The 23,961-nt window shown below is 64.9% G+C and carries 23 protein-coding genes and 1 pseudogene; 3 read left to right on the forward strand and 21 right to left on the reverse strand.

Annotated elements, in window-relative coordinates; translation table 11 throughout:
* Window positions 1–128, reverse strand: a pseudogene (locus CYJ07_RS19600) (electron transfer flavoprotein subunit beta/FixA family protein); the annotation flags it as partial.
* Between the two features lie 408 nt (window positions 129–536).
* Between CYJ07_RS19600 and CYJ07_RS19605 the strand changes: the two are divergent.
* A complete protein-coding gene (locus tag CYJ07_RS19605) occupies window positions 537–2,207 on the forward strand; it encodes an electron transfer flavoprotein-ubiquinone oxidoreductase (protein ID WP_104205385.1) in 1,671 nt (556 codons plus the stop codon).
* A gap of 75 nt (window positions 2,208–2,282) precedes the next feature.
* On the opposite strand, the gene CYJ07_RS19610 is transcribed toward CYJ07_RS19605, so the two are convergent.
* The 17 genes from CYJ07_RS19610 to CYJ07_RS19690 form a co-directional block, all read right to left on the reverse strand.
* Entirely contained in the window at window positions 2,283–3,251 is a 969-nt protein-coding gene (locus CYJ07_RS19610) for a Gfo/Idh/MocA family oxidoreductase (RefSeq protein ID WP_104205386.1), read from the reverse strand.
* Window positions 3,252–3,338: 87 nt separating this feature from the next.
* Window positions 3,339–4,163 (reverse strand): sulfurtransferase, encoded by an 825-nt coding sequence (locus CYJ07_RS19615; protein WP_104205387.1) that lies wholly within the window; start codon window positions 4,161–4,163, stop codon window positions 3,339–3,341.
* Window positions 4,160–6,382: an ATP-dependent helicase gene (locus tag CYJ07_RS19620; protein WP_104205388.1), complete on the reverse strand. Its 2,223-nt coding sequence runs from the start codon at window positions 6,380–6,382 to the stop codon at window positions 4,160–4,162. The genes CYJ07_RS19615 and CYJ07_RS19620 overlap by 4 nt, the downstream gene beginning before the upstream one ends.
* The gene (locus CYJ07_RS19625) at window positions 6,379–6,930 is read right to left on the reverse strand and encodes a DUF1285 domain-containing protein (protein WP_104205389.1); all 552 of its coding nucleotides are present in this window, start codon (window positions 6,928–6,930) and stop codon (window positions 6,379–6,381) included. Before CYJ07_RS19625 ends, CYJ07_RS19620 begins: the two co-directional genes overlap by 4 nt.
* A 33-nt stretch (window positions 6,931–6,963) precedes the next feature.
* Window positions 6,964–7,809 (reverse strand): TatD family hydrolase, encoded by an 846-nt coding sequence (locus tag CYJ07_RS19630; protein ID WP_104205390.1) that lies wholly within the window; start codon window positions 7,807–7,809, stop codon window positions 6,964–6,966.
* 49 nt (window positions 7,810–7,858) lie between these two features.
* Window positions 7,859–8,194: a PilZ domain-containing protein gene (locus CYJ07_RS19635; RefSeq protein WP_104205391.1), complete on the reverse strand. Its 336-nt coding sequence runs from the start codon at window positions 8,192–8,194 to the stop codon at window positions 7,859–7,861.
* 23 nt (window positions 8,195–8,217) lie between these two features.
* The gene (locus CYJ07_RS19640) at window positions 8,218–9,219 is read right to left on the reverse strand and encodes a DNA polymerase III subunit delta' (protein ID WP_104205392.1); all 1,002 of its coding nucleotides are present in this window, start codon (window positions 9,217–9,219) and stop codon (window positions 8,218–8,220) included.
* Window positions 9,210–9,863, reverse strand: coding sequence for a dTMP kinase (gene tmk / locus CYJ07_RS19645; RefSeq protein ID WP_104205393.1), 654 nt, complete (start codon window positions 9,861–9,863; stop codon window positions 9,210–9,212). Before tmk ends, CYJ07_RS19640 begins: the two co-directional genes overlap by 10 nt.
* A 30-nt stretch (window positions 9,864–9,893) precedes the next feature.
* The gene (mltG, locus tag CYJ07_RS19650) at window positions 9,894–10,898 is read right to left on the reverse strand and encodes an endolytic transglycosylase MltG (protein ID WP_104205394.1); all 1,005 of its coding nucleotides are present in this window, start codon (window positions 10,896–10,898) and stop codon (window positions 9,894–9,896) included.
* Window positions 10,899–10,926: 28 nt separating this feature from the next.
* Complete coding sequence (pabC, locus tag CYJ07_RS19655; protein WP_104205395.1) at window positions 10,927–11,748, reverse strand: aminodeoxychorismate lyase; 822 nt, start codon at window positions 11,746–11,748, stop codon at window positions 10,927–10,929.
* Window positions 11,749–11,759: 11 nt separating this feature from the next.
* Window positions 11,760–13,001 (reverse strand): beta-ketoacyl-ACP synthase II, encoded by a 1,242-nt coding sequence (gene fabF, locus CYJ07_RS19660; RefSeq protein WP_422666982.1) that lies wholly within the window; start codon window positions 12,999–13,001, stop codon window positions 11,760–11,762.
* Between the two features lie 189 nt (window positions 13,002–13,190).
* Window positions 13,191–13,424, reverse strand: coding sequence for an acyl carrier protein (gene acpP, locus CYJ07_RS19665; RefSeq protein WP_008956801.1), 234 nt, complete (start codon window positions 13,422–13,424; stop codon window positions 13,191–13,193).
* A 123-nt stretch (window positions 13,425–13,547) separates the two neighbouring features.
* Window positions 13,548–14,291, reverse strand: a complete 744-nt coding sequence (fabG, locus tag CYJ07_RS19670) for a 3-oxoacyl-ACP reductase FabG (protein WP_104205397.1) — start codon at window positions 14,289–14,291, stop codon at window positions 13,548–13,550.
* 56 nt (window positions 14,292–14,347) lie between these two features.
* Entirely contained in the window at window positions 14,348–15,301 is a 954-nt protein-coding gene (fabD, locus tag CYJ07_RS19675) for an ACP S-malonyltransferase (RefSeq protein ID WP_104205405.1), read from the reverse strand.
* A gap of 11 nt (window positions 15,302–15,312) precedes the next feature.
* A complete protein-coding gene (gene plsX, locus CYJ07_RS19680; protein WP_104205404.1) occupies window positions 15,313–16,344 on the reverse strand; it encodes a phosphate acyltransferase PlsX in 1,032 nt (343 codons plus the stop codon).
* A 35-nt stretch (window positions 16,345–16,379) separates the two neighbouring features.
* On the reverse strand, window positions 16,380–16,550 hold the full coding sequence (gene rpmF, locus CYJ07_RS19685; RefSeq protein WP_102588615.1) for a 50S ribosomal protein L32: 171 nt from the start codon (window positions 16,548–16,550) through the stop codon (window positions 16,380–16,382).
* A gap of 31 nt (window positions 16,551–16,581) precedes the next feature.
* Window positions 16,582–17,109: a YceD family protein gene (locus tag CYJ07_RS19690; protein WP_104205398.1), complete on the reverse strand. Its 528-nt coding sequence runs from the start codon at window positions 17,107–17,109 to the stop codon at window positions 16,582–16,584.
* 126 nt (window positions 17,110–17,235) lie between these two features.
* Here CYJ07_RS19690 and CYJ07_RS19695 point away from each other — a divergent pair, with 126 nt between their 5' ends.
* Window positions 17,236–17,817: a Maf family protein gene (locus tag CYJ07_RS19695; RefSeq protein WP_104205399.1), complete on the forward strand. Its 582-nt coding sequence runs from the start codon at window positions 17,236–17,238 to the stop codon at window positions 17,815–17,817.
* Window positions 17,818–17,842: 25 nt separating this feature from the next.
* Here CYJ07_RS19695 and sppA read toward each other — a convergent pair whose 3' ends face one another.
* The 3 genes from sppA to CYJ07_RS19710 are packed head-to-tail and all read right to left on the reverse strand — an operon-like array spanning window position 17,843 to window position 20,576.
* Window positions 17,843–18,922, reverse strand: a complete 1,080-nt coding sequence (gene sppA, locus CYJ07_RS19700) for a signal peptide peptidase SppA (protein ID WP_104205400.1) — start codon at window positions 18,920–18,922, stop codon at window positions 17,843–17,845.
* 24 nt (window positions 18,923–18,946) lie between these two features.
* Window positions 18,947–19,597: an HAD-IA family hydrolase gene (locus CYJ07_RS19705; protein ID WP_104205401.1), complete on the reverse strand. Its 651-nt coding sequence runs from the start codon at window positions 19,595–19,597 to the stop codon at window positions 18,947–18,949.
* A 31-nt stretch (window positions 19,598–19,628) separates the two neighbouring features.
* Window positions 19,629–20,576, reverse strand: a complete 948-nt coding sequence (locus CYJ07_RS19710; RefSeq protein WP_104205402.1) for an RluA family pseudouridine synthase — start codon at window positions 20,574–20,576, stop codon at window positions 19,629–19,631.
* Between the two features lie 578 nt (window positions 20,577–21,154).
* Here CYJ07_RS19710 and rne point away from each other — a divergent pair.
* A partial coding sequence (gene rne / locus CYJ07_RS19715; protein WP_197038447.1) for a ribonuclease E occupies window positions 21,155–23,961 on the forward strand: 2,807 nt, incomplete at its 3' end.

Consider the following 23,961-nt stretch of genomic DNA (forward strand, 5'->3'; position numbering starts at 1 on the left):
ACGGCGATCTCGCAGAAGGGGTTCATGGCCATCTTGACGTTGGTGAGGTCGACGTCGGAGTGATCCGCCTTGACGCGGATCTTGACGTTGTAGTCGATGACGCGTTTGACCGCGACGAGTACTTTCATGGTGTCCTCGCTTGGTTCGATCGATGAACCTTAGGGTTAGGGACTCGTTGACTTCCGCTCTCGTTCAGGAACCACGTTCTGCACGTTACCGCTGCGGTATCGAGCGTCGCACTGCGCATGCGAGGTCAACGCCTCCTTGGAACCATCCGGCATTTCGCCATGCATTCATGCAAGCGTTTGATAGGTGCCGACAAAAAAACCCTGTCAATTTGCCATAAGCCGGCCGCCGGCAACAATCCCCTCGCCTCCCTGCGCTACTGGCAGGGCTGTCTTACATTGCCATCGTAGGGGTGTCCTGAGTCGTTTATTATGCCTATCATGGAGAATATCGAGAAGCAAACGACCGTTTAAATTACTTTCGACGTTGGTGGCACGACCCAGCGTCGAGATCGTGGGAGGAACGAGCGGATGTCTGAGCAAGTGGAACGTGATTCGATGGACTTCGACGTGCTGATCGTCGGCGCCGGGCCCTCGGGACTGTCGGCGGCCTGTCGCCTGATGCAACAGGCCAACGATGCCGGCCAGGAACTGTCGGTCTGCGTGGTGGAAAAAGGCTCCGAAGTGGGGGCTCATATCCTGTCGGGCGCGGTCTTCGAACCGCGTGCCCTGCAGGAACTCTTCCCCGATTGGGAGGAGCGCGGCGCGCCGCTTACCACTCCCGCCATCCGCGACGAGGTCTACCTGCTCAAGGATGCCGAGAAGGCGCAGAAGCTGCCCAACGCCCTGGTGCCCAAGAGCATGCACAATACCGGCGGCGACATGAAGCGCTACGTGACCAGTGCCGGCAACCTGTGCCGCTGGCTGGCCGAGCAGGCCGAGACGCTGGGCGTGGAGGTCTTCCCCGGCTTCGCCGCCCAGGAAGTACTGCATGACGAGGACGGTACCGTCCGCGGTATTCTCATCGGCGACATGGGTGTCGCCGCCGACGGCACTCCCAAGGATAGCTACACGCCGGGCATGGAGTTGCGCGCCAAGTACACGCTGTTTGCCGAAGGCTCGCGCGGTCACCTGGGCAAGCACTTGATCGAGCGGTTCAAGCTCGATGAGGGCAAGGATCCGCAACACTACGGTATCGGCCTCAAGGAGCTGTGGGACGTGCCGGCCGAACGACATGAGCCGGGCCTGGTGCTGCACGGTTCCGGCTGGCCGTTGCCCAAGGACACCCATGGCGGCTGGTTCCTCTACCATGCCGAGAACCAGCAGGTCGTCGTCGGCCTGATCGTGGACCTCGCCTACCAGAACCCTTGGCTGTCGCCGTTCGACGAGTTCCAGCGCATGAAGCACCATCCGGTGCTGGCCAAGCATCTGGAAGGTGGCAAGCGCGTGGCCTATGGAGCCCGTGCCATCACCAAGGGCGGCCTCAACTGCCTGCCGAAGATGACCTTTCCCGGTGGCTTGCTGATCGGCTGTGACGCCGGCACGCTTAACTTCGCCAAGATCAAGGGCCTGCACACGGCCATGAAATCCGGCCTGGTGGCTGGCGAGACGGTGTTCGAGGCACTCGCCGGCGGCGACGAGGGCGGCCGTGAGCTCACCGCCTTCACCGAGAAATGGGAGGCGAGCTGGGCCTATGCCGAACTCGAGGAGACCGCCAGCTTCGGTCCGGCGCTCCACAAGTACGGCACCGTGGGCGGTGGCGCCTACAACTTCGTCGACCAGCTATTGGGTGGCAAGTTGCCCAACCTCCACGACACCACACCGGACCATGCGGCGCTCAAGCCAGCCAGCGAGTTCGAGAAGATCGACTACCCCAAGCCCGACGGCAAGCTCTCGTTCGACAAGCTCTCCTCGGTGTTCCTGTCGAACACCAACCACGAGGAAGATCAGCCCTGCCACCTGCGGCTCGAGGATCCGGAGCTGCCGATCCGCGAGAATCTGCCCAGGTATGCCGAACCGGCACAGCGCTACTGTCCGGCCGGAGTCTACGAGGTAGTAGAGGATGACGACGGCAACCCGCGCTTTCAGATCAACTTCCAGAACTGCGTGCACTGCAAGACGTGCGACATCAAGGACCCGGCCCAGAATATCAACTGGGTGGCACCGGAGGGGGGTGGCGGACCCAACTATCCCAATATGTGATAGCGGGACTGCCGGCTCTGTCTGGTAGGAAGCGAGCAGGGGTGCGCCAAGGCGCGCCTCTCTTTCGTTTGAACACTAGTTCTTCGACCCTGATGCAGACATGGCGAGCCGGCCGAGCCAGGGATGGACTTCGCCCTCATGCGGCGCCTGGGGCGTAGCGAGGCCAAGGCGATGCACGGTCTCGAGGCAGTGGCGCACATCCTCGATGCCGAAGCCGCGTCCGGCGAGGATCTCGCGATAGCTCACGGTATGCAGGTCGGCATATCCATTGGAGAAATCGAACGACTCATCGTCACAGACGATACTGCGATAGGTCGAGCGCCGATCGCGGATGTGCTCCGGTAGATCTTCGGCATCGATGGAGAGGAACCAGCGCACCCGGGCCTTTTCGTATTCCAGGAAGCCCGAGGCCTTGTGCTCGTCATGATAGTGCAGCGAACAGTGCTGCAGGTCGCCGAAGACCAGATGCAGCATGTCGAAGAAGTGAATGCCGATTTCCGCCATGACCCCGAATGACTTGCGCGGATCGCCTTTCCAACTGGCCTGATACCAAGGGCCACGCGCCGTGATGTAAGTCAGCTCGACGTCGTATCGCTCCTCTCGGCGCTCGGCCAGAACCTTGTCGCGCAGCTCATGGATGGCGGGATGATGGCGAAGCTGCATAATGCTGTAGACGCGCCGCCCGGTTTCCGCTTCAACGCGGCGCAGTTCATCGAGTTGGGCCGGCGTCGATACCAGAGGTTTCTCGCAGATCACATCGCAGCCCATATGGAGCCCGGCGGTAATATGGGCACCATGCAGGTGGTTGGGGGAACAGACCACCCAGTAGTCCAGCGCGCCATCACCCTGCCGCCTGAGTCGCCAGGCATGCTCCATGAAGCATTCGAACTGGGTGAAGAATGCGCACTCCGTCGAAATGGAGTCGATGATGCCGACCGAGTCGTTGATATCGTAGGCGGCGACTAGCGCGTGGCCGGTCTCCTTGATGGCCTGCATGTGACGGGGTGCGATATAGCCCGCAGCTCCGATAAGCGCAAAATTCATGTCGGCCTCCTTGGCCTGCCCTATTCCCTACATTCCCTCCCCTGAGCTTAGCGATAGTCGGTACGGAACACATGCATTGTCACAATTTCATCCACCCTGGGCCACGGGACGCGCCGGATCGCGAATCCACTCGCTCCAGGAGCCCGGGTAGAGTTTCGGCAGGGGGCGCTCGGCAACGGCATAGGCGAGAATATTGTGGCAGGCGGTCACGCCCGAGCCGCAGTAGGCAACGATGGCTTCGGCACGCGGCAGTTCGTCATCGAGTCTCTCCGGCGGCTTGAAGCGTCCCGTGTCGGTCAGGTTAGCGCCACTGGGCCGACACGTGGCACCGGGTATATGGCCTGCCACCGGGTCGATGGGCTCGACCTCGCCGCGAAAGCGTTCCTCGCTGCGAGCGTCGACCCTCAGCGCTCGCCCCGAGAGGAGCTCCTTGGCGCTGACCAGGACGCTATCGTCGTAATGCGGCTGCCATCGGCTGGGCTCGGGCAGCGGCTCGTCCCCCAGCGGCAACTCACCGCCCGCCTCCTGCCAGGCCTGCAGGCCGCCGTCCAGAACCCGGACATCGGGATGACCCGCCCAGCAGGCGAGCATCCACCAGGCCCGCGCCGCCGCGAGCTGGCCGCCCATGTCATCCAGCACCACGACCGGTAGCTCGGGCGAGATGCCCAGACGCTGCAGCGTCGCGGTGAAGGCCTCGCTCGAGGGCAGCGGGTGGCGCCCGCCTTCGCCTGGCGGCGCCGCTAGGTCGCGGTCGAGATCGAGATGGAGGCTGCCGGGGACGTGGCCTGCCTGCCACAGCCGTTCGCCGGCTGTGGGCTCGCCCAACCGCGCACGACAATCCAGCACCCTGAGGGAGCGTCCTTCCCGCAGCTCGGCTGACAATGCTTCGGCCGTGATCAATACTTCATTCATCGCCGCTCTCCTCCGGCATGTTCATTGACGCTACCCATCGACAACAACTCGATCGGCGCGCGGCGGGCAAGCAGGCGTCGGCGCCCGGCTTGCGCAAAGCGCACCTCGATCACCGGATCGGCCGGATCGCCTTCCACTACCGCCACTTCGCCCTCGCCGAATACCGCATGGCGCAGCCGCTGCCCGGGCTGATACTCCGTCACGTATCCAGCGGGCGACTCGGTGACTTCTGACCTACGCGGCGCTATGGCGATATCATGGCCCACGGCCTGCAGATAACGCGAGACCAGCGCCGGCGCCTCGACTGCCAGGGGGGAGTTGTCCTTGACCGCACCCGACAGCCGTTCATCGACGCACCGGCAATCCTCCCAGGCCGTCTCGGCAATGAAGCGGCTGGGGCGGTGTTCGCCGCCGTCATGCAATAGCAGCAGACGTTCCCTGGCTCGGGTCACCGCTACGTAGAAGAGTCGCCGCTCCTCCTCGAGCCGTTCAGGCGTCAGCGGATTGTCACGACTGTAGTGGGGAAAGTCTTCCTCGTTGACCCCGGCAAGGATCACCCAGGGCCACTCCAGCCCCTTGGCGCCATGCACCGTGGTAAGCGTCAGGCCGTCGGCATGGTTCTCGACAGGGCGTTCCAGCAGCTCGATAAAGGCATCCACATCGCGCACCTCGCCAGCCTGCTCGACCAGCACGTCGAGCAGCCGTACGTCCTCTTCGCCCTTCTCGCGCCGCGCCGCCGCACGCTTGAGCACCTTCTCCGCATCCAGGCTGTCGATAACGTGTGCCAGCAACCGAGCCGGGGTCCAAGCGCCGAGGCGTGGCAACTCGCACAGCAATGCCCAGCGCCGCTTGAGGTTGCGCCGCTGCATTGGCTTGAGGCCAGCCAGCAAGGAGTCATGTCGTTCGGGATAGCGCTGGGTATCCGCCAGTCGTTGGGCCAGCGCCACCAGCCGCTCACGGGCGACGAAGGGCGTGGGCTGCTCGAACAGTCGCAGCAGCAATGCCGGATCGCGCAGCCGCTCGGGGGTTCGAGCCAGGCGCAGATACCCGGCCAGCGCCTGTACCAGGGGCAGGCGAAATACGAAGCGATCCTCGCGCGAGAGCCGGAACGGAATCCCGGCCTGAAGAAGCTGCAACTGCACGGGCACCGTCAACGCCCAACTGCGCACCAGCAGACAGGCCTCGTCGAGGCGCCTCCCGCTGCGCTGCCACTCCCCAAGCCCCACCAGCAATGCCGCACCGCCCTGCGCCACGGTGAGCTCGGTACGTGGATTGCCGGGGGCCGCCAGACACAGCTGATCGGGGCGGCGTCGATTGGCGGCGATGGCGTGATTGGCCAGCAACGCCAGCGAGTGCCCATGGCGAAAGGTCGTCGAGAGCGGGTAATCGGTAGCGTCGCCGAAGGTGGCGGTGAAATGCGCGTGCATGGTATCGGGGTGCGCACCGCGCCATTCGTAGATGCATTGGTTGGCATCGCCCACCGCCATCACGTTGGCGTCCCGCCCTGCCAGCAGCGCCAGCAAGCGCAACTGCGCCTGGTTGATGTCCTGGTACTCGTCGATGATGACATGGTCGAGGTAGCCCTGCACCCGCCTCACCAGCGCGGGGTCGGCTTCCAGCGCACGCAGCGGCCGGTAGAGCAGGTCGGAGTAGGTCATCAGCCCATGCTCGGTGAGCAGCGTTTCAAGCCGCTCGAATGCATCGGCGAAGTGCGACGTCTCCTCGCCGAAGTCGAGCCGTTCATAGAGCGCCGCAGCCGGTTGCATCTCGGCCTTCACCAGACCGCAGAAATGCGCTAACGCCTCGAGGGTATCGGACTCGAGGGCCGTTTCGCGACGCTCGTCGTCGACGAGCACGTCCAGGGTTGCCTGGCGCAGCAAGCGCTCCACCTGCCAGTCCGCGGCCACGAGCTGGCGTGGCGCCAGCGCCCCCCAGCGGGTCAGGCTCGCCGTCAGGCGGTGTCCCAGGGAATGGAAGGTGCGCACATCGGGCAGACGCTGCCCGGCGGACGCTCTCTCGACCAGGCGACGCTGGAAATCCTCGCGCGCGGAGCGGTTGAACATCAGCACCAGAATACGGCTGGCCGGCACGCCTCGTTCGAGCAGGTGCATCACCCGGCCAACGAGCGTTGTGGTCTTGCCCGCCCCGGCCACCGCGGCGACCCGAGCATGACCGTCGCCGTGTTCGATCACGGCACGCTGTTCGTCGGTCAGCCTCACGATGCCTCGGCCGGTAATTCGCCGAGGAGATGCCAGACACCGGCACTGACGAGCCCAAGCTCGGTGACACCGACACGCCCGTCACGCTGCTCGGCGCGCTCGACCAGTCGGTAGTAGACGTTGCGTCCCAACCGCGCCGACAGACCGAAGCGAATCGGCACCTCAGGGATCGTTTCACCCCCGGGCATGACGCTGAGCTGGAGGCGATGCTTCTCGTCGAGCCGCAGGCGATCGCCGGCATCGGTGCTCAGCCACCAGTCTCCTGCCTCGTCCTGCTCGGCGTCGACGACAACGAAAGGACGATCGACGACGCGGATGCGCTGCTTCTCGGCCGGCGTCACGAGGTAGTAGTGGCCATCCTCCTCGCGCCGCAGCAGCGTCGACAACAACCGAACCAGGCGAGATCGCGTCATCTCTCGCCCTTCGTGGAACCAGCGACCGTCGGGGGCGATTTCCAGATCCATCTCTCCGACACGAGTCGGATGCCAGCGATCCAGAGGGGGAATGGCGCCGGGTTCGACATGCTTGAGCAGGGGTTCCAGATTCATGCCGGTCTCCGCAGGATAGGGCTCTCTTTCAGGCTAGACCAGGCCGGCCCTGGCGAGGACTTCGCGGACCTCTGCGGAGGGCTCGGGCGCCGCGGCGCGAAACAGGCGATAGAAATTGGCAGTGGTCTGCATGGCGACTTCCGCGACGCTGATGCCGCGCTCGCTGGCGATGCATTCGGCCACTTCGACGACCCACGCCGGCTCATTGGGCTTGCCACGATAAGGAACGGGCGCCAGATAAGGGCTGTCGGTCTCGACCAACAACCGGTCGAGAGGCACGCGGCGGGCCACTTCGCGCAGTGCCTCGGCATTGCGAAAGGTGACGATGCCCGACAGAGAAATGTAGAAACCGTGTCGGACCGCTTCGCGCGCCATGTCGAGGTCCTCGGTGAAACAGTGCAGAACCCCGCCGATGGCCGGATCGCTGTGCTCGCGAATCAAGGACAAGGTATCTTCTCGCGCTTCCCGAGTATGCACGATCACCGGCAGCTCGAGCTCGGTGGCAGCGATCAACTGACGACGAAAGCGCTCGCGCTGCGCGTCGCGCGACGGAATGCGCTCGGGCGTCTTGTCGAGATAGTGGTAGTCGAGGCCACACTCGCCGATGGCCACCGCGCCGGAACGCTCCGCCACCTCCTTGATCGCCTCGATGTCGGGCTCGACTTCCAACTTCTGCATCGGATGGATACCGGCGGAAATGGCCACGTCCGCATGCGCGCGGCTCAGTTCGACCAGGGCCGGCACGTCCTCGAGAGTGACGGCAACGGCGAGGAACTGGCGCACGTCACGAGCGCGAGCGGCTTCCAACGCAGCATTGAGACTGCCGCCGTGAGTGTCGGGATCGAGGCGATCGAGATGACAATGGGAGTCGACAAACATGCGGTTCGGGCTCGTCGTTGAATGGTAATGAATGATGCCGAGCGGCGGCTCAAAGGGTATAGGTCGGTGCGCCCTTGTCCAACTGACCGGCCAGCAGGGTCTCGATGCGATCGCGCACGACCTGGTCCTCAGGGCTGAAGTGAATGCCGATGCCCGGCACGCGCCGTCCCGCCACGCCGTCGGGCGAGACCCAGACCACCTGGCCGGTCACCGGCATGCGCTCGCTGTCCTCCGGCAAGGTCAGCAGTAGGTAGACCTCTTGGCCGAGTTCGTAACGCTCGCGGGTGGGCACGAAGATGCCGCCCCGCTCCAAAAGCGGCATATAGGCGGAGAGCAGCGTCTGCTCGTCCTGGATCGTCAGCGACAGAGCCTTCTGTGGCGCCATGTGAGTTCCTCCCTTGCCCCGCGTCAGGAACGCAGCAGGGCCGACCAGCGTACCAGCCAGGCCTCGAGGACCAGCTGGGGGTTGGGGTTGCCGCCCGTGGCGAGCAGCCGACGCTGCTCCCGAGCGTAATCCAGCAGCCGGAACCAGTCGCGCACCCGTGCGTTCTTCACGGCCTGGCGATAGAGGGGCAGCAGATCGGGATTGCGCACCCGTGCCCCCTCCCCTGACAGCCCCAAGCGGATCAGGTCTTCCAGCCAGGCGATACCGTACCACAGGATGGCCTCGACCGATTGGCGATCGAGGCGCGCGGCCTCAGCTACCGGCTCGGCGCCGCGAACCAGCGCGTCGAAGGTTTCATGGAGTTGCTTGCGCAGGGCACGCGACTCCGGTGCGGCCAACTCCGCTGCCAGCAGTGGCAGCCCACCCGACACCTGCCACCAGAATTCGGCCTCCTCGTGCCCGCCCAGGCGTTCGGCGAGCCACTCCTGGCTGCGCTCGGCATCGGGCAATGGCAGGTTCCAATGCTGGCAGCGCGAGCGGATGGTGGCGAGCATGCGCGACGGCACGTCTGCCAACAGCACGAACTGCGTCCGCGCCCCCGGCTCCTCCAGACTCTTCAGCAACGCATTGGCAGCGGCGACGTTCATGGCCTCGGCAGGCGAGATGACGATGACTCGATGCCCGCCCTGCTGGGCGGTCTGGGCGACGAAGGCGTTGATCTCGCGGATCGGATCGATACGGATCTGGCGCTTGCCCTCTTCCGGCGAGACACGCAGCAGATCGGGATGATAGCCCGACGCCAGCATGTGGCAACCATGGCAGCGGCCGCATGCCGCCTCGCCCGGAGAGGTGCACAACAGGTAGGCGACCAGTGCTTCGGCGAAGCGTTGCTTGCCCACGCCGTGAGGACCGGAGAGCAGCAGCGCGTGGGGCAGGCGCCCGGCACGATGCTGGGCCAGGAAGCGCTGCCATAACGGGGCCTGCCAGGGCAACGGCCCGGCCGGCGGTGCCTCGCTCACAGCCATGGCGCCACTCGCTCCTCCAGGCATGCGGCAAGACGCGCCTGCACGGTCTCAATCGGAGCGTCGGCGTCGACAACCGCCACACGCTGCGGTGACGCAGCGGCACGCGACAGGTAAGCCTCGCGGACCGCCTCGAAGAAGTCGGCACGCTCCTGCTCGAAGCGATCCCGGGCGTCGCCACTAGCGGCCAGCCGGCCCTGCAGGCGGCGCTGTGCCATCTCGACCGGCATGTCGAGCAGCAGGGTGAGGTCGGGCTCGAGGCCGCGTTGTACGAAGCGCTCGAGTTCGGCGATGCGAACAGGCTCGATGCCGCGCCCACCTCCCTGATAAGCAAAGGTGGCGTCGGTGAATCGATCGCACACGACCCAGGCCCCCCGCTCCAACGCGGGGCGGATCTTCTGTGCCAAGTGCTGCGCACGCGCGGCGAAGACCAGCAGCAGCTCGGCATCGTCGTCGAGCGGCTCGTCGACGCCCGGTGCAAGCAGCAGTTCGCGTATGGCCTCGGCGCGAGGGGTGCCCCCCGGCTCTCGGGTGCGAATCACTTCGATGCCGCGCTCCGTGAGCCAGCGCGTCACCCCGTCGAGGTTGGTCGACTTGCCGACGCCCTCGCCGCCCTCCAGGGTGATGAATCGTCCTCGCCGTTGCATCGAGTCTCCTGTGCCGGTTACCCGCTTCGGTTAGCGGTTGCGGATGTAGCGGTTCACCGCGTTGTTGTGCTCACGCAGGCTACGCGAGAAGTGGTGCGTACCATCGCCCCGGGAGACGAAATAGAGCGTGTCACCAGGCAGCGGATCGACGGCAGCCTCCAGCGACGCCCGCCCGGGCAAGGCAATGGGCGTCGGCGGCAGTCCGTCGATGGTATAGGTATTGTAGGGTGTCGCTTCCCGCAGGTCCGCGCGGGTAATGCGACCCGCATAGCGCTCGCCCATGCCGTAGATCACGGTGGGGTCGGTCTGCAGACGCATGCCCCGCTCGAGTCGGCGCTTGAACACGCCGGCAATTTCGCGGCGCTCCTCGGGGGCCCCCGTCTCGCGCTCGATCAGCGAGGCCATGATCAGCGCCTCGTAGGGCGTCTCGAAGGGCAGGTCGTCGCTGCGTTGCTCCCACACTTCCTCGAGGATCCGCTCCATGCGCGTGAGCGCCTGACGCAGGATGTCCACGTCGCTCATACCCTTGTGGTATCGGTAGGTATCGGGGAAGAACCAACCCTCGGGATGGCGCCCCTCCCGCTCGAGCAGCGCCATGATTTCCTCGTTGGATAGGTCGCTGGTCCGCTTTTCGAGCTTGGGCGCCGCATCCAGATGGGCGCGCATCTGACGAAAGGTCCAGCCCTCGGGTATGGTCAGAGGATAGGTGACGACACGGTCGCTGCCCAACAGCTCGAGCAGTTCGCGGCCGCTCATGTCGGGCTCGAGCATGTATTCACCGGCGCGAAGGCGCGGAACCGATTCCGGCTCGATCCGAGTCAGGAGACGAAACGCCCACTCGTCCTGCAGCATGCCGCGGCTGGCCAAGTCCGCCACGACCCGATGATACCCCGCACCGCTTGGCACCTCGTAGAGAGTCTCCTCTTCCACCGCAATGGGGGCCTCCAGACGGCTCTCCCAGTAACGATAACCGGCGAAAGCCGCTACCGCCGTCATGGCTATCAGCACCGCCAGAATCTTTACCACACGCAGCATGCGTCTTCCTCGTTCGGCTCTCTTGCGTTCAGACCTCGAAGCTCACCGGGTAGCCGAGCAGGGCATGTGCCTCGGCCTGCAGAGCGCGATGAATATCGCCTACCGCCCAGTACTTGCATGGAGTGCCGTCGGCATCGTCGAGCTGTGAAAGTGGCCAGAGGCCCTGAACCGAGTTGCCGAGCCAAACGGCTTCGGCTTCGATCAGTGCCTCCGGGCCGGCCTCGACTTCGGTCATCGAAAGGCGCTCCAGCAGCGCCTCTCGCAGCGTGCCTGCCACCCCGCAGCCCTCGAGCCGTGGCGTCTCCAACCGCCCTTTACGTTGCCAGAACAGATTCATGCAGGTTGCCTCGATCAACCGGCCCCGACCATCACAGAGCAGCCCCTCCGCCACGTCGGGGTCGCTCCACTCGCTACGCGCCAGGACGTTCTCCAGGCGATTGAGATGCTTGATTCCCGCTAGTGCGGGTTGAATCGCCAGGCGCAGCCGACAATGGCGGACCCGCACGCCCGCCTGCCAGTGCTGCGGCTGGGGATGGAACGGGGCGAGCTGCCACACCAGGCGTGGTGTCGGTGCCGAAGGAGGCAGGTACCCGCGCCCGCCACTACCGCGAGTGAGGACGAGCTTGAGCACGTGCAGCCCCGGTCCGGCCAGAAGCGGCAGGCGTTCGAGCTCACCCGCCAGCGGCATGGGAATGCCCAGCGCCCGGCTTCCACGTGAAAGTCGCGCCAAGTGCTCGCCCCAGAGCAGCGCTGCGCCGTCGCGCACGAGCACGGTCTCGAACAGACCGTCGCCATAGGCCAGCCCGCGATCATCAAGCGGAACCTGATGCTCTGGCCTCGCCCGAGTCATCTCGAATTCCTTCAGCGCAGCCTGGAAAAGACCAGAGTGCCGTTGGTGCCGCCGAAGCCGAACGAATTGGATAGTGCTACGTCGATCTTCATCTCGCGGGCGGTATGCGGCACGTAATCGAGGTCGCAGCCCTCCTGGGGATTGTCCAGGTTGATGGTCGGTGGCGCGACCTGGTCACGAATCGCCAAAATGCAGAAGACCGCCTCGACGGCGCCCGCTGCACCCAGCAAATGGCCAATCATCGACTTGGTGGAACTCACCGCCACGGAAGACGCCACCTCGCCCAGCACCCGCTTCACTGCGCGTGTCTCGGCCAGGTCGCCGGCGGGTGTCGAGGTGCCATGCGCATTGATGTAGTCGATCTCGGCGGGATCCAGGCCCGCATCGCGTATGGCATTGCGCATGGACAGCGCCGCCCCGCTGCCGTCCTCGGGCGGAGCAGTCATGTGGAAGGCATCGTCGCTCATGCCGAAGCCGGTCAACTCGGCGTAAATACGTGCCCCACGTGCCTTGGCATGCTCGTACGCCTCGAGCACCAGAATGCCGGCGCCATCGGAGAGGACGAAGCCATCGCGATCGCGATCCCACGGCCGGCTGGCGGACTGGGGATCGTCGTTACGGGTCGATAGTGCGCGCGCGGCGGAGAAACCGCCCAGGCCCAGCGGCGTGGTGGCCATTTCGGCACCGCCGCAAATCATCACGTCGGCGTCGCCGTAGGCAATGGTACGCGCGCTGTAGCCGATGTTGTGGGTACCGGTGGTGCAGGCAGTGGTAATGGCGATATTGGGGCCGCGGAAGCCGTGCTGAATGGCCAAGTTGCCGGAGATCATGTTGATGATCGAACCTGGCACGAAGAACGGCGAAATACGGCGTGATCCGCCCTTGTTGAGCGCATTGTGGTTGTGCTCGATCATCGGCAGACCGCCAATGCCGGAGCCGATGGCCACGCCGATACGCTCGGCGTTCTCTTCAGTGCACTCGATGCCTGCATCGCTGATGGCCTGCGCGCCCGCCGCCACCCCGTATTGGATGAACAGGTCCATCTTGCGCGCATCCTTGGGGTTCAAATACGGGCTGATGTCGAAGTTCTTGACCGAGCCTCCGAAGCGCGTGTTGAAGCCGGTGGCATCGAAATGCTCGATAGGGGCGATGCCGCTCTTGCCGGCCAGGATCTTCTCCCAGCTCTCCGTGACGGTGTTGCCCACCGGCGTGACCAGCCCCAGCCCGGTCACCACAACTCTACGAGCCATCAGTATTCCTCCAGACAACTTGATGACACGGCCCATCCCGGGGGCCGTCGTTGCGCGCATTATACCGGACATACAGGCTGCTTGGGCAGCCAAGCCCCCGTGACAACGCAAAAAGCCGCCCTGCTAGTCAGGACGGCTTTTCGTGGGCTTCGCAAAGCCCATTCACCTCAGCAAGCGGTGACGACCGCGCCCTTACTGATGGGCGTTGACGTAGTCGATGGCTTCCTGAACGGTGGTGATCTTCTCGGCTTCCTCATCGGGAATTTCGGTATCGAATTCCTCTTCGAGCGCCATCACCAGCTCGACGGTATCCAGGGAATCAGCGCCAAGGTCTTCGGTGAAGGAGGAGCTGTTCTGGATGTCCTCTTCCTTGACGTTCAGGCGCTCGGCCACAACCTTCTTCACGCGCTCTTCGATGGTGCTCATTATGACGTACTCCAGTCGTTCAAGTTAGCCGTTCAGATGACCAGCCGTTGGGTCCGCAAACTCAAGCTGCGGGGTAGTTTATAGACGCCCCCACGTCGGCGCAACCGCCGACCGGAGGCAGCTTCAACGCATGTTCATGCCACCGTTGACCTGCAAGGTCTCGCCGGTGATGTAGCTCGCGCTCTCGCTCGTCAGGAAGCCGACGGCGGCGGCGATCTCCTCCGGCTCGCCCAAGCGCGCCAGCGGAATCTGGGTCAGCAATGCCCGATGCTGCTCTTCGGGCAGTGCCCGCGTCATGTCGGTGGCGATGAAGCCCGGCGCCACCGCATTGACCGTAATGGCCCGCGATGCCACCTCTCGCGCCAAGGCGCGCGTGAAGCCTTCCATGCCGGCCTTGGCGGCAGCATAGTTGGTCTGGCCGAGATTGCCCATGGTCGCCACCACGGAGCTGATGCTGACGATGCGTCCGAACCGTGCCCGGGTCATGCCGCGCAGGCAAGCCTTGGTGACGCGATAGACAGACTTGAGGTTGGTGTCGAGCACCGAATCCCACTCATCGTCCTTCATTCGCATCAACAGATTGTCCCGAGTGATACCCGCATTGTTGACCAGGATGGTAGGCGCACCGAACTCGTCGGTGGAGGCCTTGATCAGCGCATCTACGCTGGCCGGGTCAGTCACGTCGAGGGCGCGTCCAGCCCCCTCGATTCCGTTCGCGCGCAGGTCCTCGTCGATACGGGCGGCGCCCGAGTCAGTGGTCGCCGTTCCGATCACCACCCGTCCCTGGCGGCCCAGCTCGTGGGCGATGGCACGGCCGATGCCGCGGCTGGCGCCGGTCACCAGGGCGATTCTACGTTCGCTCGTCATAATTCCGCTTCCGCTGATTTGCTGTTGAGTCCGAGACCTCTGAGCCCCGCATCGTATTATGAGTTGGCGGTCTCGCGCGCCAGTTCCAGAGCGGCCTCTAAGCTGTCGGGGTCATTGACCGCCAGTCCCTTGCTGCCCTTGACGATGCGCTTGCCAAGACCGGTGAGCACCTTGCCCGGCCCGCATTCGATGAACACCTGGGCACCGCCCGTGGCCATCGCCTCCATGCAGGATGTCCAGCGCACCGGCTGATAGAGCTGCTCGACCAGCCGTGTACGCAACGTCTCGACATCGGCATGCGCCTGTGCATCGACGTTCTGATAAACAGTGTAGCGAGGCGGACGCATCTCAAGATCGGTCATTGCCGTCTTGAGTCGCTCCGCGGCAGGCCGCATCAGCGCACAGTGCGAGGGTACCGACACTGGCAGCGGCATGGCACGCTTGGCACCGGCCTCCTGACACAGCGCGATGGCCCGTTCGACGGCAGCAGTGTCGCCGGCAATCACCACCTGCCCCGGGGCATTGTAGTTCACCGCCGCCACGACATCGTTCTGTGCGGCCTCGTTACAGGCCGTTTCAACGGTGGCGTCGTCGAGCCCCAGGATGGCCGCCATGGCGCCCCGACCGAGCGGCACGGCTTCCTGCATCGCTTCGCCACGCAGCCGCACCAGGCGTACGCCATCGGCAAATCCCATGACGCCGGCGCAAACCATGGCGCTGTATTCGCCGAGGCTGTGTCCGGCCATGGCGCCGGGCCGCGGCCCTTCGAGTTCCTGCCACACGCGCCAGATGGCGACACTCGCCGTCAGCAGCGCCGGTTGCGTGCAGGCAGTCGCATTCAGCGCCTCTTCGGGCCCCTCCTGGACGACCTTCCACAGGTCATAGCCCAGCGCATCGGCCGCCTCCTCGAATGTCGTCCGGACGACGCTGTAGCGCTCCGCCAGCTCCCGCAGCATGCCAACTTGCTGGGAGCCCTGCCCGGGAAAGACGAGGGCAAGGGGTTGAGTCATGTCGTTCACCATTACTCTTGTTGAGTCCTGTGTTGGCGAGCGCCCAGCTCGCGAGCGAGTCGAGCCGGCAAGTCCCGACTGATCTCCTGGGCGGCACGCAGCACAGCATAGGAAAAGCCCGTGGCATCGGCACTACCATGGCTCTTGATCACGATACCGTCGAGTCCCAACAGGCTGGCGCCATTGTAGCGCACCGGGTCCAGCTCACCCTTCAGCCGACGCAGCGCCGGCCTGGCCAACATCCCTACCAGGCGGCTGCTCCAGTGCGACTCGAAAGTCGCCTGCACGCGCTCGAACAACATGCGCGCCAAGCCTTCGCTGGCCTTGAGCACCGCATTGCCGACGAACCCGTCGCAGACCACCACGTCGGCGGCTCCGGCAAAGATGCCGTCACCCTCGATGAAGCCGCGATAGTTCATTGCCGCCGACTCGCTCAGCCAGGCATCGGCCTCGCGTACCGTGGCGCTGCCCTTGGTCCCTTCGCTGCCCACGTTGAGGAGCGCGACCCGCGGGGCGACCAACCCATCCACGTGGCGTGCCATGATGTCGCCCATGTGGGCGAAATCCACCAGTCGCTCGGCGTCGGCATCGACGTTGGCGCCGAGGTCCAGCAGATAACAGCGTCCGTCACCCCGGGTCGGAATGGCGGTGCATATCGCCGGACGCGGGATGCCCGACACCATGCCCAGCTCGCGCCGGGCCAACGCCATCAGGGCACCGGTGTTGCCGGCACTGACGCCGGCCATGGCACCGCCCTCTGCGACGTAGGCCAACATGTGCGCCATGCTGGTATCGCCGCCGCGCCGCAGCGCATCGGACGGGCGCTGATCCTGTTGGATCGTTTCCGGTGCATGGCGCACGAACAGGCGCGAGCCAGCCGCGGCAAGGTGCCGCGGCAGGCTCTTCATCTCGGCTTGCAGCTGGTCGCGAGGGCCGAACAGATCGATACTCAGGCCGGGCCAGGCCTGCACCGCGGCTGCCGCACCCTGTACGACAGCGCGAGGCCCCGCATCTCCGCCCATCGCGTCGATGGCGATCCGCACGGTCAATGACCGGCCGTCATCGACAGCGAGTCGACTCAGGCGTCGACGATCTTGCGGCCGCGATAGAAGCCATCGGGAGAGACGTGGTGGCGCAGGTGAGTGGTGCCGGTTTCCTTGTCCTGGGACAGGGTCGGGGCGCTCAGGGCGTCGTGGCTACGACGCATGCCGCGCTTGGAACGAGTCTTACGGTTCTGTTGAACTGCCATGGGTGTCACTCCGAAGTGAGACGATAAAGAATCAGGATTTGTCCTTGAGGCGACGCAACACCTCGAAAGGACTGACGCGAGTCGGCTCGATTGATTCGGCCTCCTCGCCGCTGCTCAGCTGGTCGCGCGAGACGCCGCACTGGGTCTCGTCGTGGTAAACCACCTGAGGCAGGCTGAGGATCAGTTCGTCCTCGACCATCGCCAGGAGGTTCAGCTGTTCGTTTTCCACCAGCACCGGCTCGTGGGTACTCGGCAGCTCTGCCGCCAGAGCGTCACTCGTGACCATGCCCAGCAGGAATTCGCTCTCGACATGCTGCGCCAGCGGCTCAAGGCAACGCCGGCACGGCAGCTGCAGGTCGGCTTCGAGGCGCCCGCGGATCTCGCGTCGCCCTTGGGCGTCGACACCGAAGTCGAGCCACACGCGGCAATCGCCGGCCTGTCGGCCGATCTGCTCCGCGAGACGCCCGAAGTCCTCGAGCGCCATCAGGCCAGCGAGGCTTTCGGAGCGGGCCGCGAGCCGATAGGGCTCGACCCTGTGGGGAAGTCTTGAGGTCAACATAGGCGCGCAATGATAGGCACTCCCCCCGCCCCTGTCAAAGCCGCCTTCTCAGCAGGTTACAATATCCCTTCCACTCATGGGCCCATGCCGTGTCGCCGGCCCCCAATCGACCGACAGGAGCGCCTCATGTCCCGCCTCGTACTCGCCTCCGGCTCACGCTGGCGTCGCCAGCTTCTCGATCGCCTGGGCCTGCCCTATGCATGGGCCAGTCCGGATATCGACGAAACTCCACGCCCCGGCGAATCCCCCGAGTCGCTGGTGCATCGGCTGGCACTGGCCAAGGCCAGTCGCGTGGCCGAGGACCATCCCGACCATCTAGTGATCGGCTCGGACCAGGTGGCTGTATTCGATGGCGAAGTGCTCGGCAAGCCCGGCGACACCGCCACGGCCCGTGCCCAGCTGACGCGCTTCTCGGGTCGCCGCGTGACCTTTCTCACCGGCTTGGCACTTATCGACACGCGCAGCGGGCGCCACCGGGTCTGCCACGAACACTACGACGTGAAATTCCGGCGACTCACCGACACGGAGATCGTCCATTACGTCGAACGCGAACAGCCGCTGGACAGTGCCGGCAGCTTTCGCATGGAGGGGCTGGGTATCGCTCTGTTCGAAAAACTCGAAGGCGACGACCCCAACACTCTAATCGGCTTGCCGTTGATCCGCTTGTGCGAGCTGTTGAGAGAAGCCGGCCTGGACCCACTGGCCTAGGCCGGCGCCGCGTCGGAGCTTCGCGCTACGGCAACTGGTAGCGCACCGGGGAGCGACTGGAGGACACTCCCATCCATTCCGCCGCAACCCGCCCGAACTGTCGCGACAGACGCTCGAAGGGATCCAGGCGCGGCGTATAGTCGTGCAGACGTAGCTCGCCGAACAGATCGCGCGAGAGTTCGTCGAGACTGCCGATACCATCGATCAGCCCCAGTTCCAACGCCTGCTCGCCGCTCCAGATCAGGCCGGTGAAGAGCTCCTCGTCATCGGCCAGGCGTTCACCGCGCCCGTGACGCACGGACTCGATGAACTGGCGATGCGTGGTGTCCATCACCGTCTGCCAGAACTCGCGCTCCTCCGGCGCCACCTCCGAGAAGGGGTCGAGAAAGCCCTTGTTCTCACCGCTGACGTAGATGCGTCGCTCGATGCCGAGACGATCGATCGCCTCCTCGAAGCCGAAGCTGGCGAAGATGACGCCGATGGAGCCCACCAGACTGGCCGGCGCCGCCACGATCTCGTCGGCTGCCGCCGCCATGTAGTAGGCGCCACTGGCACCGACGTCCTCGATGACCGCGATGATCGGCTTGTCGCCCTCCTCCCGCAATCTCAGTATCTCGTTGTAGACGCGCTGGGATTGCACCGGGCTGCCCCCGGGGCTGTCGATATGCAATACTACTGCCGCTGCCTTGTCGGATTCCCAGGCACGATTCAGGCCGGTGATGATGCGCTCGGCGCTGGCCGGCGACTCACCATCGATCACGCCGCGCACCTCGACCACGCCCAGGTGCGGCTGCACCGGTTCCTGTGTCATCGGTACGCCGAATAGCCCATAAAAGGAGACCAGCAGCAGCCCCAGCAGCAGCAGGGCAAAGACGAAGCGGAAGAACAGCTTCCAGCGTCGCGACCGACGCTGCTCGACCAACACCCCACCGATCCAGCGGTCCAGCGTTTCCTGCTGAGCCAGCCGCTGCCGCTCGCGCAGGGTTTCCGCGCTCTCCGACTCCGGCGGAGACGCCTCCTCCTTAGCCTGCCGCGCCTCTCGCGCCTGCTCGGGAGTCAACTCAGGGCCTTCGGTCCAGCGGTCTTCACGCCTGTCATCGCTCATGGGCTTACATTCCTCTTGTCGCCGCTATCGATTCAGCCAGTCGAACAGCTCCTCAACCGTCCCGGCAGTATATACGGGGCGGCACGCCGCCAGCCGCTCGGGGGCATGCACGCCCCAGGTCACCGCGACGCGATCCATTGCCAGCGCACGCGCCATCTCCAGATCGTACTCGGTATCGCCGACCATGACGGCCTCTTCGACCGGCACATCCAGCTCGATCAGCAGCTCTTCGAGCATCTGGGGATGCGGCTTGGAGCGCGTCTCATCGGCCGTGCGGCTGGCATGGAACCAGCCGCCGCTTGCGCTTTCGCGAAAGATGCGGTCAAGTCCACGCCGGCTCTTGCCGGTGGCCACGGCCAGACGGCGCTCGGCGCGATTGCGCAGCGCCGAGATGCCTGCCTCCACGCCCGGAAAGAACGGCATCGGCGTGCGACTTCCCTCGACGAAATGATAGGCGTAGCGGCTGCGCAGCATCTCGAAGCGTTCGGCATCGATACCTGGACACAGACGATCGATCGCCTCGGGCAACCCCAGCCCGATGATGTCGCGAACGGCCGTCTCATCGAGATGCCCCCACCCCGCATCGAGCGCCGCCGCCTGCATGCAGCCGACGATGCGTGCCACGGAATCCATCAGGGTCCCGTCCCAGTCGAAGATCACCAGTCGATAACGCATCGCGGCTCCGAAGGAAGATTCGTGCTTCAGTTCAGGTCGAGGCATGAGCGCCAGTCAGCACCGTCTCGAGTTCTTCGGGCAGGGGCGCGCGAATCTGCACCGGCCGGCCGCTGTCGGGCTCGGGAAACGTCAGCGAGGCGGCATGCAGGAAGAGTCGCGAAAGCCCAAGCGTGCGCGCCAGCGCCTCGCCCTCACGTGAGCCGTACTTGTCGTCGCCGAGCAGCGGATGGCCCGCATGGGCGGCGTGCACCCGGATCTGATGGGTACGACCGGTCACCGGCTCGGCCTCGATCAGCGTCGCCCTGGGGAAGGTTTCACGCACGGCGAAACGAGTCCGTGCGACCTTGCCAGCGGCATCCACGCGCACCCGACGCTCACCGTTGCCGGCATCGAAGCGCTCCAGGCGGGCGCTCACGAATTCACGCCGCACCGGCCAGCGCCCGGCCACCAGGGCCAGATAGCGCTTGTCCATCTGGTGCCGCTTGAGCGAATCGTTCAGCGTCAAAAGCGCCGGCCGCGACTTGGCCAGCAGCAGGCAGCCCGAGGTGTCGCGGTCGAGACGATGCACCAGTTCGAGGAAATCGAGATCCTCTCGCACCTGACGCAGCGCCTCGATCAGGCCGATCTTGACGCCACTGCCCCCATGCACGGGAAGTCCGGCGGGCTTGTTGATCACCAGCCAGCCCGGCCCCTCCACCAGCACGCTGCCCGCGAGCAGGTTGCGCAGCCCATCGCTGACCTGCCTGACCGCCTCTCGCGGCGCCAGCCTTAGCGGCGGGATGCGCACCTGGTCCCCGATCTGAAGGCGATAGTCGGCCTTGACCCGTTTCTTGTTCACCCGCACCTCGCCCTTGCGCACGATGCGGTAGACGAGCGTCCGCGGCACGCCTTTCAGGCGTGTGATCAGAAAGTTATCAACCCGCTGACCCGCCTGACCCTCGCCCACTTCCACCCACTGTACGTCGCGACCCTCGGCCATTACATTCCCGCTGGAAATCTGTTGTGGGGCAGCATTCTAACGCACTCGGCGCCGCACTGCGCCAATTGCCGCGCCTTGCCAATACTGCTATATTGCCAGCTCGCTCGGATGGATCCCTTCGGTCCCATGGCGCCTGCCCGACAGACACGCAGGCCGGAGCGACGAAATCAGGCCGCGACGATCCCTTTCTTGGGTCCCGCCGCCGACGAGTGACGTACGGATACACAGCGTACGGAAACAAAGACAGTAGTGACGCCACGCCCGGATCCCGGCTCGCCGAACAGTAACAGGCGGGCGGTGGCCACGGGAATCGTTCAACATCGTGCCGGTGGCCGGCGTTGGCGAATCGATGAATGCCAGGTGTCTGGCGGTGACCGCAGGGCCGGATGGGAGAAGCCCACCGAGACATGTCCTGCCTCCGCCGCGTACTCAACATGATCATGTCGTGCTGGGCCCCCTATGGGCGCCGGCACGATCGGGCGCCACTGTGCATCCGCGACATGCGCTGAGCACAAGCACGCAGCACCCAGAGGTTCGCCTTCTTCGATGCCCCCGGCGCGTCCAGATTGCGAGACAACATGAAACGGATGCTCATCAATGCGACCCAGCCGGAAGAGCTGCGCGTCGCGCTGGTCGATGGACAACGCCTATACGACCTGGACATCGAATCCGGTGCCAGGGAGCAGAAGAAAGCCAATATCTATCGCGGCAAAATCACCCGCGTCGAACCCTCCCTCGAAGCCGCTTTCGTCGACTTCGGTGCCGATCGTCACGGCTTTCTGCCTCTCAAGGAAATCTCTCGCGAATATTTCCTGAAGGACACCTCCGGGCGCCCCTCCATCAAGGAGGTGCTCAAGGAAGGCCAGGAAGTCATCATTCAGGTCGACAAGGAAGAGCGCGGCAACAAGGGTGCGGCGCTGACCACCTTCATCAGTCTTGCCGGTCGTTTCCTCGTGTTGATGCCCAACAATCCGCGTGCCGGCGGTATTTCACGCCGCATCGAGGGCGAAGAGCGCACCCAGCTCAAGGAGGCCATGGGGCAGCTCACGGTCCCCGAGAAGATGGGCGTGATCGTTCGCACCGCAGGCATCGGGCGTAGCAGCGAGGAGCTGCAATGGGACCTCGACTATCTCGTTCAGGTTTGGGAGTCGATCACAGAGGAAGCCGGCAAGCGCCCCGCCCCCTTCCTGATTTACCGTGAATCGAACGTCATCATTCGCGCCATGCGCGACTACCTGCGCCAGGATATTGGCGAGGTACTGATCGACAGTCCCCAGGTGCACCAGGAAGCGCTCACCTTCATTCGCCAGGTGATGCCCTCCTATCAACAAAAGATCAAGCTCTACGCCGACGAGGTACCCCTGTTCTCGCGGTTTCAAATCGAATCCCAGATCGAGACCGCCTACGAACGTGAAGTGAAGCTGCCCTCCGGGGGCTCCATTGTCATCGACCACACCGAAGCCTTGGTATCCATCGATATCAACTCGGCGCGTGCCACGCGGGGCAGCGACATCGAGGAAACCGCCCTTCAGACCAACCTGGAAGCGGCCGACGAGATCGCCCGCCAGCTTCGCCTGCGCGACATCGGCGGCCTGGTGGTGATCGATTTCATCGACATGAGTCCGGCGCGCAACCAGCGTGAAGTCGAGAATCGCATGCGCGACGCGCTCAAGCTCGACCGCGCCCGCGTGCAGATCGGCCGCATCTCTCGCTTCGGCCTGATGGAGATGTCGCGCCAGCGGCTACGCCCGTCGCTGGGCGAGACCAGCGGCGTGGTATGCCCGCGCTGCAACGGCCAGGGTACCATTCGCGATGTGCGTTCGCTGTCGCTCTCCATCATGCGCCTGATCGAGGAAGAGGCGATGAAGGAGCGCAGCGCGCAGATCCGCGCCATTCTGCCGGTACCGGTGGCGACTTACCTGCTCAACGAGAAGCGCGCGGTTCTCGCCGATATCGAGAAGCGCCAGGGCGTGCGGGTGCTGGTCCTGCCCAATCCCGATATGGATACCCCACACTACGATGTGCAGCGTCTGCGTGACGATCACATCGAAGAGGAAGGCGATCAGGACAAGTCCAGCTTCGAACTCTCGGTCGAGACCGAGGTCGGCAGGGAACCGGATGCGAGCATCGCCAAGCCGGTGGCCCGTGCGGAGGCAGCGGTCAAGACGGTGATCCATAACGAGCCGGCGCCCGCTTCCCTGCAACAGGAGCAAGCCCCGCAGCCGACCGTTACTCCTGCCGCTACGCCCGCTGCCCCCGCTCCCGGCGTGCTCGGTCGTCTGATCAAGGGCGTCAGCAAGCTGCTTGGCGGTGCCGAAAGCGATACCGAATCATCGGCAGCAACGCGTAAGCCCGAAACGGCAGCGCCCCGGGCGCGCAGCGACGAGCGTGGTGAGCGCAACGACCGCCAGCAGCGTCGCCGCTCGCGCAGCGAGACTCCCGAGGAGAGCCGCAGCAGCCAGCGTAGTGGTCAGTCGCGCCAGCAGGAGAGCGTGCGTCCCGATTCTCGCGACTCACGCCAGGAAGCCTCCGGTGGTCGCGGTGAAGGCCGCAACGGTCGTGGCGGTCGCGGCCAGGCGCGTGCCGAGAAATCGCAGAGCGACGAAGGCCGTCAGGGCAAGCCGGCTCAGCGTCAGCGCGACGAGACACCCCGTCGCCCGAAGGCCGAAAACCAGGACAAGCCGGCTCAGAAACCCACGGAGAAGCCTGTAGAGAAGACCGCTGAGAAAGCGGCCGAGCCGGTCAGGGATGACGACGGCAAGCCCAAGCGCACGCGCAACAACCCGCGCAACCGCTCGCGCCAGCATGCCATCAATCCTCAGGCCGAGGCCGAGCAGAAGCGCCTCCAGGTCGAAGCGACACAGCAGGCCGAGACCGTAGAAACGGGCAAGGTCGAGGCCCCAAAGCCGGTGGAGAAACCCGCCGAGCCGAACAATGACGAACGGCCGAAGCCGGTCGAGAAAGCTGCCGAGCCGACCAAAGCTGAGCAGCCGAAGCCAGAGCAGCCCAAGGCCGACACTCCCAAGCCGATCGAGAAAGCCGACGAGCCGCCCAGAGCTGAGCAGCCGAAGCCGGAACAGCCCAAGGCCGACGCTCCCAAGCCGGTCGAGAAAACCGACGAGCCGACCAAAGCTGAGCAGCCGAAGCCGGAGCAGCCCAAGGCCGACGCTCCCAAGCCGGTCGAGAAAACCGACGAGTCGACCAAAGCTGAGCAGCCGAAGCCGGAGCAGCCCAAGGCCGACGCTCCCAAGCCGGTCGAGAAAGCTGCCGAGTCGACCAAAGCTGAGCAGCCGAAGCCGGAACAGCCCAAGGCCGACGCTCCCAAGCCGGTCGAAAAGCCTGCCGAACCGGTGAAGACCGAGCAGCCGAAGCCAGATCAGCCCAA

The organism is Billgrantia saliphila (assembly GCF_002930105.1).
Lineage (GTDB): Bacteria > Pseudomonadota > Gammaproteobacteria > Pseudomonadales > Halomonadaceae > Halomonas > Halomonas saliphila.

What these genes read in the sequence shown, in the direction of transcription:
- CYJ07_RS19605 (WP_104205385.1), top strand. Translation starts at nt 537, where the DNA reads ATGTCTGAGCAAGTGGAACGTGATTCGATGGACTTCGACGTGCTGATC.
- CYJ07_RS19610 (WP_104205386.1), bottom strand. Translation starts at nt 3,251, where the DNA reads ATGAATTTTGCGCTTATCGGAGCTGCGGGCTATATCGCACCCCGTCAC.
- CYJ07_RS19615 (WP_104205387.1), bottom strand. Translation starts at nt 4,163, where the DNA reads ATGAATGAAGTATTGATCACGGCCGAAGCATTGTCAGCCGAGCTGCGG.
- CYJ07_RS19625 (WP_104205389.1), bottom strand. Translation starts at nt 6,930, where the DNA reads ATGAATCTGGAACCCCTGCTCAAGCATGTCGAACCCGGCGCCATTCCC.
- CYJ07_RS19630 (WP_104205390.1), bottom strand. Translation starts at nt 7,809, where the DNA reads ATGTTTGTCGACTCCCATTGTCATCTCGATCGCCTCGATCCCGACACT.
- CYJ07_RS19635 (WP_104205391.1), bottom strand. Translation starts at nt 8,194, where the DNA reads ATGGCGCCACAGAAGGCTCTGTCGCTGACGATCCAGGACGAGCAGACG.
- CYJ07_RS19640 (WP_104205392.1), bottom strand. Translation starts at nt 9,219, where the DNA reads ATGGCTGTGAGCGAGGCACCGCCGGCCGGGCCGTTGCCCTGGCAGGCC.
- tmk (WP_104205393.1), bottom strand. Translation starts at nt 9,863, where the DNA reads ATGCAACGGCGAGGACGATTCATCACCCTGGAGGGCGGCGAGGGCGTC.
- mltG (WP_104205394.1), bottom strand. Translation starts at nt 10,898, where the DNA reads ATGCTGCGTGTGGTAAAGATTCTGGCGGTGCTGATAGCCATGACGGCG.
- pabC (WP_104205395.1), bottom strand. Translation starts at nt 11,748, where the DNA reads ATGACTCGGGCGAGGCCAGAGCATCAGGTTCCGCTTGATGATCGCGGG.
- acpP (WP_008956801.1), bottom strand. Translation starts at nt 13,424, where the DNA reads ATGAGCACCATCGAAGAGCGCGTGAAGAAGGTTGTGGCCGAGCGCCTG.
- fabG (WP_104205397.1), bottom strand. Translation starts at nt 14,291, where the DNA reads ATGACGAGCGAACGTAGAATCGCCCTGGTGACCGGCGCCAGCCGCGGC.
- fabD (WP_104205405.1), bottom strand. Translation starts at nt 15,301, where the DNA reads ATGACTCAACCCCTTGCCCTCGTCTTTCCCGGGCAGGGCTCCCAGCAA.
- rpmF (WP_102588615.1), bottom strand. Translation starts at nt 16,550, where the DNA reads ATGGCAGTTCAACAGAACCGTAAGACTCGTTCCAAGCGCGGCATGCGT.
- CYJ07_RS19690 (WP_104205398.1), bottom strand. Translation starts at nt 17,109, where the DNA reads ATGTTGACCTCAAGACTTCCCCACAGGGTCGAGCCCTATCGGCTCGCG.
- CYJ07_RS19695 (WP_104205399.1), top strand. Translation starts at nt 17,236, where the DNA reads ATGTCCCGCCTCGTACTCGCCTCCGGCTCACGCTGGCGTCGCCAGCTT.
- sppA (WP_104205400.1), bottom strand. Translation starts at nt 18,922, where the DNA reads ATGAGCGATGACAGGCGTGAAGACCGCTGGACCGAAGGCCCTGAGTTG.
- CYJ07_RS19705 (WP_104205401.1), bottom strand. Translation starts at nt 19,597, where the DNA reads ATGCGTTATCGACTGGTGATCTTCGACTGGGACGGGACCCTGATGGAT.
- CYJ07_RS19710 (WP_104205402.1), bottom strand. Translation starts at nt 20,576, where the DNA reads ATGGCCGAGGGTCGCGACGTACAGTGGGTGGAAGTGGGCGAGGGTCAG.